Annotated in this window: 1 protein-coding gene; it reads left to right on the top strand. The window is 54.4% G+C overall.

Annotation, left to right across the window (positions count from 1 at the left end; all coding sequences use genetic code 11):
* A partial coding sequence (locus MXD62_RS10720; RefSeq protein ID WP_368862388.1) for an aminotransferase class I/II-fold pyridoxal phosphate-dependent enzyme occupies window positions 1-331 on the top strand: 331 nt, incomplete at both ends.

The raw sequence follows: 331 nt of genomic DNA, 5'->3' as shown, positions 1-331 counted from the left end.
CGTAAAAGAGAAGTAGCCAAAACAAAGCGCGTGATCGACTTGGGAATCGGCAGTCCGGATAAACCACCTGCTCCTCATCTGATCGAAGCGCTTGCGCAAGCTGTTGCAAAACCAGATGCGTACGGCTATCCCGGCTCAGAAGGAACCCCCGAATTCCGCAGGGAGGTAGCTGAGTGGTATCGCTATCGGTTTGGCGTTTCGCTTGATCCAGAATCAGAAGTACATGCTTTGATGGGCTCTCAAGATGATTTGGCACATCTCGCCCTTGCCTGGGCCGATCCCGGTGAAGTCGTGCTGGTGCCAGATCCAGGCTATCCGATCTATGCGGGCA

The organism is Frankia sp. Mgl5, assembly GCF_023242985.1.
Classification (GTDB): Bacteria; Actinomycetota; Actinomycetes; order Frankiales; family Frankiaceae; genus Parafrankia; species Parafrankia soli.
The sequence above is the reverse complement of the archived record's forward strand: the minus strand, read 5'-3'. Positions and strand labels throughout refer to the sequence as shown.